Annotated in this window: 8 protein-coding genes; 3 read left to right on the forward strand and 5 right to left on the reverse strand. The window is 53.4% G+C overall.

Going from position 1 to position 8,633, the window contains the following annotated elements:
• The first annotated feature begins 131 nt into the window (after window positions 1-131).
• Window positions 132-1,307: a proteasome-activating nucleotidase gene (locus WCX19_RS12475; protein ID WP_373008633.1), complete on the forward strand. Its 1,176-nt coding sequence runs from the start codon at window positions 132-134 to the stop codon at window positions 1,305-1,307.
• Window positions 1,308-1,623: 316 nt separating this feature from the next.
• Complete coding sequence (locus WCX19_RS12480; protein WP_373008621.1) at window positions 1,624-2,304, forward strand: peptidylprolyl isomerase; 681 nt, start codon at window positions 1,624-1,626, stop codon at window positions 2,302-2,304.
• A gap of 132 nt (window positions 2,305-2,436) precedes the next feature.
• Here WCX19_RS12480 and WCX19_RS12485 read toward each other — a convergent pair whose 3' ends face one another.
• The gene (locus WCX19_RS12485; RefSeq protein WP_373008623.1) at window positions 2,437-2,946 is read right to left on the reverse strand and encodes a DUF5804 family protein; all 510 of its coding nucleotides are present in this window, start codon (window positions 2,944-2,946) and stop codon (window positions 2,437-2,439) included.
• Between the two features lie 37 nt (window positions 2,947-2,983).
• The gene (locus tag WCX19_RS12490; protein ID WP_373008625.1) at window positions 2,984-4,144 is read right to left on the reverse strand and encodes a proteasome-activating nucleotidase; all 1,161 of its coding nucleotides are present in this window, start codon (window positions 4,142-4,144) and stop codon (window positions 2,984-2,986) included.
• Between the two features lie 44 nt (window positions 4,145-4,188).
• On the opposite strand from WCX19_RS12490, the gene WCX19_RS12495 reads away from it, so the two are divergent.
• Window positions 4,189-4,596 carry a DUF126 domain-containing protein gene (locus WCX19_RS12495; protein ID WP_373008635.1) on the forward strand — a complete coding sequence of 136 codons (408 nt, stop codon included), beginning with the start codon at window positions 4,189-4,191 and terminating at the stop codon, window positions 4,594-4,596.
• A 448-nt stretch (window positions 4,597-5,044) separates the two neighbouring features.
• Here the strand turns inward: WCX19_RS12495 and WCX19_RS12500 are convergent, their stop codons facing one another.
• The 3 genes from WCX19_RS12500 to WCX19_RS12510 form a co-directional block, all read right to left on the reverse strand.
• Window positions 5,045-6,196 (reverse strand): Coenzyme F420 hydrogenase/dehydrogenase, beta subunit C-terminal domain, encoded by a 1,152-nt coding sequence (locus WCX19_RS12500; RefSeq protein ID WP_373008627.1) that lies wholly within the window; start codon window positions 6,194-6,196, stop codon window positions 5,045-5,047.
• Between the two features lies 1 nt (window position 6,197).
• Complete coding sequence (gene fdhF / locus WCX19_RS12505) at window positions 6,198-8,261, reverse strand: formate dehydrogenase subunit alpha (RefSeq protein WP_373008629.1); 2,064 nt, start codon at window positions 8,259-8,261, stop codon at window positions 6,198-6,200.
• 138 nt (window positions 8,262-8,399) lie between these two features.
• On the reverse strand, window positions 8,400-8,633 hold a 234-nt coding region (locus WCX19_RS12510; protein WP_373008631.1), incomplete at its 5' end, for a hypothetical protein.

The raw sequence follows: 8,633 nt of genomic DNA on the forward strand, positions 1-8,633 counted from the left end.
CCGATATTCTCCATGATACAGCCGAACCGCAGAGCCCTGAAGAGCTCATCAGACTGTATCGTACGCTCAGCGAGCAGCTGCGTGACCAGCTCCAACAGATCGAGGGTGACAAGCACGAGCTAGAGATCCAGATGCTCGACCGGGTGAACAGTCTTGAGTCACGCAACCTTGAGCTCAGGGAGCAGCTCCGGCAGGTCGAGGCGGACAAGCGCTATATCGAGACCCAGAAGATCCGGTACGAGCGGGAGGTCAGGAAACTCAAGAGCGAGAGCGAACAGCTCCGGTGCCCTCCGCTTATTATCGGGACCGTCGTTGACGTGATCGATTCATCCCGTGTTATTGTCCGGAGCAGCGCCGGGCCGAGGTTTCTCGTGCGGAGTTCGCCGAGCATCAACCCGGACGATTTGAAGGCCGGGGCACGCTGCACGTTAAACCAGCAGTCGCTTGCGATTGTCGAACTGCTGCCAAATTCTTTTGACGCACAGGTCTACGGCATGGAACTCGTGGACTCCCCCCTTGAGAGTTACGCGGACATCGGGGGTTTAAAAGACCAGATAAACGAGATCCGCGAAGCAGTCGAGCTCCCGTTAAAGCGCCCCGAACTCTTTACCCGTATCGGGATCGAACCCCCGAAGGGTGTGCTGCTCCACGGGCCGCCCGGGACAGGAAAGACCCTGCTTGCAAAAGCGGTCGCCCACGAGACAAATGCCCATTTCATGCGGGTTGTCGGGAGCGAACTTGTCCAGAAATATATCGGCGAAGGAGCCCGCCTCGTCCGCGAGCTCTTCGACCTTGCAAAGAAAAAAGCCCCGACCATTATCTTCATTGACGAGATCGATGCAGTGGGAGCGTCCCGGACCGAGGCAAATACTTCGGGCGATCGCGAGGTGCAGCGTACCCTTATGCAGCTCTTGGCTGGCATGGACGGGTTTGAGAACCGGGGCGACGTGAAGATTATCGGGGCCACAAACCGTATCGATATCCTCGATAAGGCACTGCTCCGGCCCGGCAGGTTCGACCGGATCATCGAAATCCCGCTGCCGGACGAAGAGGGGCGGCTCTCCATCTTAAAGGTCCATACCCGGTCCCTTGCGATGGATGAATCGGTCATTCTTTCCGAGATTGCAACCCTGACCGAGGGAAAGAACGGCGCCGATCTCCGGGCGATCTGCATGGAGGCAGGGATGTACGCCATCAGGAACGAGAGATCCGCGATCACCCGGGAGGATTTCCTTGTCGCCATTGACAAAGTCCGTCTCGATTTCGGTCACAGGCTTTCCGATATGGAAGGCAGGATGTTTGCGTAATATTTTAGCGAATCGCAGACTTTTCATACGACCGGTAATCGTTACTATTTTACGGTAACGCCCCCCTCGTATTTTTTTAACAATTGGCAGGCAGATCCTGGTGTGCATTGTTTTTCCCCGTCAACAGGGTGGCCGGTGTCACTGGCATGTAATCTGTCGGGTGAGGAGCAATCTCCGGTTGCCCGTCATCTCAAAAGAGCTTCGTCACGGGCATGCGGTCTGTCGTGAGAAGGGCCCGTCTTATGGTGACCACGAACTTTTTCCCATATAACGTGAAGATATACGGCATCAGGATGGAAACGGAGTGTGAAACAGTATGAGTGATCCAAAGATACCAGAAGACTCCCCAAAAACCACGGGGGAAAAATCCGGGCCGGAAAAGGAGAAAAAGGACGTGCCGGGAAACACCCCGGGGACTAAGAAAGGAAAAACCCTGAAATCAAAGGAGGTCATCCCGGATAACGGGAAGCGGGAGAAACAAAAAAATCTGCTGATCGCCATTGGTGTGGCTGTCGTTATTATCCTTGCCTTGGCATGTGCGTTTGTCTTCCTCACCGGACATGGGGCGACAAAAGGGGATACGGTATCGGTGTATTACACCGAAGCGTTTGAGAACGGCACCGTGTTTGAATCGAACATGAATGGGACACCGCTTGAACTTACCCTGGGTAACTCAAGTGTGATTGCCGGGTTTGAAGATGCCATTACCGGGATGTCGAAAGACCAGGTAAAAACGGTAACAATTCCGTATAATAAAGCCTATGGGGCGTATGACCCGGGACGCATCAAGACGGTTAACCGCACCGGGCCCATCGCAAACGTCTCCTTTGCAATCGGGCAAACCTATACCATTCACGATAAGGTTTCCAATACGTACACCACCATAACAATTCTCAACGTTACCCCGACAACCATAACCTGGGATGCCAACAACCCCCTGGTGGGCGAGAACCTTACCTTCACGATAAAACTGGATAACCTCACGAAAAAGCAGTAACCGGTATCCCGGCCTCACTATTTTTACCGCAAGTATGTTCTCTTGTTCGCACGAGAAAGGAACAAGAAATCTGCATTCATCCGTTTACTAAAAAGAAGAGAGAGTCTTTCGGGTAATTCCCCGGATCACAGATTATTGGTTATTATCGGTCCCGGCACCGGGTATCTCCCCAGTCTCTTCTAATGGGATCGGCTCCCCGATATCCTCCACCTCGTCTTCTGTGCACCAGATTTCGATGGTGGTGTCGGTGCGAGGGAGTTCCCGGGCATAGTCCTGTGCGGTTGACCCCGGTGACATCACGAGCCGGTGTGTCAGTTTTCCGTGAGAAAAACCATAGATCCGGCGGAACGCCCACGGTTTTTCGAGTATTGCCGTGCGCTCGTAGTAAATATCCTGCGCAAGAGTCTGGGTACAGAAGATCCCGTTTTCAACTTCAAAGAGGGTCTCTCGCACATAGCGCCGGATGTACCAGCGCAGTTCAGATACCAGTGCGAGGGCGCTCCCGAGCATAGCAACCGAGATGTAAACGCCGGAGGGAATTTTCTTCGGGTGGTAAAAACGGAGGGCAAAACGGCTGGTCTCAGATGCAAAGAGGGTGTGGTGGAGATCGACACCATCCCGCTGGATCAACAGAATATTCATACGGGTGCTCCGTTGTTCCTGCTGATAGCCCCTTCGATCAGGTATACATACGGGAATCGGATATCGTGTCGGTTTTGACCTTGCGTACGGCGCTGATGAAATCCGGCATCCCTGCCGAGGGTGCGTCCCGGCGCACGGCCATCATCCCTGCCTCGCGGCAGATTGCCTGGAGTTCAGCCCCGGTAGTGGCTTCGGTCATGGTCGCGATAACATCAAGGCTCACGTTTGCGAGATGCATCTTTTTTGTGTGGATCTTTAAGATATCAAGTCTTGCGGTCTGGTCGGGCAGCGGGATCTTGATCAACCGGTCGAACCGGCCGGGCCTCAGCAAGGCCGGGTCGAGCATGTCCACGCGGTTTGTGGCTGCCATGATCCGGATATCCCCCCGGTTGTCAAAGCCATCCATCTCCGCAAGGAGCTGCATGAGCGTGCGCTGCACCTCGGCACTCCCACTCGTCCCGTCGTTTGTCCTCATACTGCCGACCGCATCGATCTCATCGATAAAGACAATCGCCGGCGCCCGTTCGCGGGCGAGCGTAAAGAGCTCGCGGACAAGCCCCGCTCCTTCACCGATGAATTTGTGCACGAGCTCGCTTCCCGACATACGAATAAATGTGGCTTTGGCCTCGTGGGCAACCGCCTTTGCGATCAGGGTCTTTCCGGTACCGGGCGAGCCGTAGAGAAGGATCCCTTTCGGGGGCTCGACGCCGACGCGCCGGAAGATCTCGGGTTTTGTGAGCGGGTACTCGACGGCTTCCCGCACTTCCTTGATCTCATCGGTGAGGCCGCCGATCTGCGCATAGGAGATCTCGGGGGACTCCTCCAGTTCCATCACCCGGACGCGTGAATCGTACACGTTCCCTATGACTTTGACGATCGAGAGCGCGTTATTGACAGCAACTTTCGAGCCGGGTTTTATCAGCGGACGGATTTCATCGGAGGCGTGGGTGAGGTATTCCTGGTTGTTCCCCTGCTGGCGGAGATAGATCTCGTTGTTCTCCAGAATGTCGATGACAACCGCGACAAAGAGCGGCATGCGCTTTAACTGGTTGTTCTCCCGTTTCAGTTGCGCATTTTCTTTCTGGAGATCTTCGGCTCTTACCTTCTGTTCAAGGAGCGCAGCCTCAAGTTCGTTAAGCTGGATCTGGTATTTGAGTTCGCTCTGAGGCGCCGCGTTATCGACCGAGGTCTCTTCCATATTACTCTTATATCTGTATCTTCAACCATTTATGTGGTGTGATTTTGATAATTGCCGGTCGCAGTATTTCACGGGGCAGGGGATCGGGCAGGCTGCTTGTAAGTCCTGCCCCGATATCGTTTCTTTCCGGGGTCGATCCTGAAACGGGGGTTATTGTGGAGAAGGGCCATCCGCTTGAGGGTACTTCGGTTGCCGGTACCGTGCTCGCGTTTCCCTACGGCAAGGGATCGACTGTTGGCTCATACGTGCTCTATGCCCTCACCCGAAACGGTCATGCCCCTGCGGCCATCGTGAATGCCGAGGCTGAACCCATTATCGCAACGGGCGCGATTATCGGGAATATCCCGATGATCGATCGGCCGGATATCCCGCTTGACCGGTTCAGGAACGGTATATGTGTCACCGTGGACGGCGATCGCGGGACGATGGAGTACGAGGGATCTCTTCAGTAAGGGTAAAAAGAGCATTACCGGCCTTACGTACTATTTGAGTGCTGCCACCCCCGGCTGGAAGGCCCGTGGGGGTTCAATCACTAAAAGTGATAAAAAAGAAAAACCGGAAGGCATTCAGATATCGTGCCGGACAGGGACTGGTACTTTTTTTCTACGTCCTTGTACGGTTGTCGTTTTTTTTAATTGGATTTGCAGCAATTTTGTTATCCGGGCAAATCTTATGAGAAAAACGGCTCGCTCCAGCGTTTTAAATACAAAAAATTCACAAACAGGATAGAATATGGATAGTCCCGGTTGGGGTAACGGGGTGAGGCAGGAGTTGTATAGCCAGAACAAGAGGCGAATAATGGTCTGGCACGGTCCCTGATACGCAAATATCCGGACTCCAGAGAGAGATGTCCTGCCCCCACCCCACCAGTTTTTTTCTGATAATGGGATCTGAAAAAAATTAATTGGTATAGGCTGCCTTCCCCAGCTTCGGTTCGAAGGTTGCATCTCCTTCAACCCGGATCGCGTGCGAGAAGAGTGCCAGCGGGATGTCCATGGCGCAGAGCTCTTCGCACTGGCCGCAGTTGATACACGAGTCCGAGATGTGGGCAAACCTTCGTAAGTGGAACATCGGGTTCGGGGGGACCTCACCGGGCTTTACCATGAGAGAATTTTTCTTGAGATCGTCGGCTGCGGTGAAACAGACAGGACAGTTCTCAATACAGGAATAGCACCGGATACACCGGGAGGTTTCTTTGTTGATAGTCTCCCACATGGTGCTCCCGAGTGCAGCGAAATCCTTCCTGCGCCACTTCTCACCGAGCTTAAGCATGGCGCCTTCAACCTTTCCACGGATCTCAAGACCTTTCGGATTTGCCGCTTCGGTCGCAAGGACACCGGATTTTACTGCGCCATCAAGGAGCTTTGCACCCTTGTATGAGCAGATCTCAACACAGGTGGCCTTGCCCGCCTTCTCGCCGATAACGCCCCAGTTCCCGCAGGCAAGATCTGCCTGTCGGGGGATCTTATACTTGCACCGACGACAGTTGGTGCGTCGGCCATAGCCTGCTTCTTCGAGTTCGTCAATGGAGATTCCCTTGTGGCCTCCTTCGTACTCGATGATGAACTGGCCCTTGTCGATCTCTTCCTTGTGAACCGTATTCGGGTCAATGCCAAACTTGTCGGCGATCATCTTCCGTGCAAGGACCGGGCTGACCGAGCCCCCGCAGTTGACCCCGATCATGATGACATTGTCGAGGTTGATCTGCTTGCGTCGGGCAAGCTCGATGAACCCCATCGTATCGCAGCCCTTGACGGTCACGCCGATCTTCTTGTTGGCTGCACCGTCAAGGTATTTCTTGACATATTTTGGCAGCAGGAGCGTGCCGCAGTGGAGTGAGCCGGCAGTCCTGGCGAGGTCCTTTGGGTCGGTGATGAGGACTGGTTTTGCATCGTAGAGGTCCGTCCCCTTGGTGATGGCAAGGACCGCATCGACCATCTTTGATTCGAGAGCATATTTCCAGAGTGCGGTCACTGCACCGCCGAGTTCTGCGTGTTTTTTGATTTCAGCGTCGTTCGTCCACGCGTAGAGCATATCGCCTTTCTTTGCCATGTTACTTTACCTCCGGGATTTTCTCGATTTTACAGGCACAGGCCTTGAACTCCGGAATAGACGCTACGGGGTCAAGTGCGTTGTTGGTCAGGATGTTTGCAGCACATTCCACATAGTGGAACGGGATGAAAATGACACCCTTCTTGATGGTCTTAGTCACGCGGGTACCAATCTTGATCTCTCCTCTGCGGGTGATGGCCCTGACCATCTCTTTATCCTTAACTCCCAGTGTAGTTGCATCCTCGGGGTTGATCTCGACCCAGCCCGTGGGCTCCTCGCATTCAAGGTCTTTCGAGCGGCGGGTCATCGAACCGGTATGCCACTGCCAGATGCAGCGGCCGGTTGTCAGGATATACGGATATTCCTTGTCGGGTACTTCAGCCGGGGCTTTCCACTCGATCGGGGTAAAGATACCAAGACCGTCCGGGTGGGAGAATTTCTCCTTATGGAGGATGGGGGTACCCGGGTGTTCCTTTGTCGGGCAGGGCCAGTGGAGTGCTTCGGGCTTCTCAAGACGGGCATAGTCCATGCCGGCATAGGAGGGGGTAACCTTTGCGACTTCCGTGAAGATCTCTTCTGCGCTCGTAAACGGGAACTGTTTTGCGTATCCCATTGCTGCTCCGAGCTCACAGATGATCTTCCAGTCTGCTTTTGCCTGTCCGGGGGGGTCCTGTGCTTTGCGCCACTTCTGGACACGGCGTTCGGTTGAGGTCTGGGTACCGTCCTTCTCGGCAAAGCATGTTGCCGGAAGAACTACATCTGCAAGTTGTGCAGTCTCGGTCAGGAAAATATCCTGCACGACGATAAACTCGGCATTCTTCAGGCCCTTTTCCACGTGGTGGAGATCCGGGTCAGAGAGCATGGGGTTCTCACCCATGATGTAGAGTCCTTTGATCTTTCCGGGTTCGTCAGCAAGAACATTGATCAGCTTGGTGACGGTGAGTCCTACTTTTCCTTCGGCAATCTCGCAGCCCCATGCAGTTTCCATCTTCTTCTTCATCTCGGGGACAAGCACTGACTGGTACCCGGAGTATACATTTGCGAGGGCTCCCATATCGCAGGCGCCCTGCACATTGTTCTGACCACGCAGTGCACATATGCCCGTGCCGGGTCTTCCGAGATTGCCGGTCATCATCTGGAGGTTGGCGGTTGACTTGACGTTGTCGACACCAACCGTGTGCTGGGTAATCCCCATCGAGTAGAGAATCGCAGATTGGCCGGATTTGCCAAACCATTCTGCCGCAGTGATGATGTCCTTTGCGGGAACACCGGTGATCTTCGAGACGTTCTCGGGAGAGTAGATATCCTTCATCACAACTTCTTTGACCTTTTCGAAATCCTTAGTCCGGTTCTTGATGAAGTCCTTGTTCTCCCAACCATTCTTGAGGATTTGGTGCATGAAGCAGTTGAGTAATGCCACATCGGTACCGGAGTAGAACTGCAGGTGCAGGTCGGCCTGCTTTCCCGTCGGTGTGAGCCTTGGGTCGGCGTAGATGATCTTTGCACCGTTCTTCTTTGCCTGCATAATGCGGCGCCCGATCAGCGGGTGCTGCTCGAAGGTGTTGGTTCCGATGACAAGGAGACACTTTGATTCGGCAATATCTGCGATTGACTGGGTCATTGCACCGGATCCAAACGCGCCGGCGAGCCCGACAACCGTGGACGCGTGGCAGAGCCGGGCGCAGTGGTCGATGTTGGGGGTCTTTAAAACAGCACGGGCGAACTTCTGCATCAGGTAGTTCTCTTCATTGGAAACACGGGCAGAGGCAAGGCATGCCATCTCTTCTCCTTTGTAGGGCTTGAACTTCGAGACGATGAGCTTGTAGGCCTCGTCCCAGCTTGCCTCGACAAACTTGCCGTCTTTCTTGATGAGCGGTTTTGTCAGCCGGTCCGGGCTGTTCACAAATTCCCATGCATAGTTGCCTTTGGGGCATAACTTGCCCTCGTTGACCGGGTTGCGCTGCCAGGGTGCAACGCCGACAACCTTCTTGTCCTTGACAACAAGGTTGAAGCCGCACCCGGTGCCGCAATACGGACACGTGGTTGGTACGTATGTTATCTCCATATTTTACCTCTTACAATCTGAAAATCTCAAAAGACCCCTGTTAAATCTTCCGATGTTTTGGCCAAATAATGATGATAAAAAGTGGGCAAAAATTTTAGAGTGTATAACTTGGGAAAACAATTGAGTCAATTTAATTAATTAAACTAAGTTGATTTTCGGATTTTTACCCGGAACGCATGCCTGGATCATGAAAAAAACACCATTTCTGCTGTTTTTTTGCTGATTTTGAAAAAAATCATGCAAAATTTGTGCTCTGTAGAAATCCTCAATGAAGAACCAGAGTAAACACTTGTGGATATTGTAAACGATCATCTTACTGGCGATTTCTTTCATCTGAATCAGGAATTTTCTGGCTTTCAGATCGCCCCCGAA

The organism is Methanoregula sp. (genome assembly GCF_041663825.1).
In the GTDB taxonomy this organism is placed as follows: Archaea; Halobacteriota; Methanomicrobia; order Methanomicrobiales; family Methanospirillaceae; genus Methanoregula.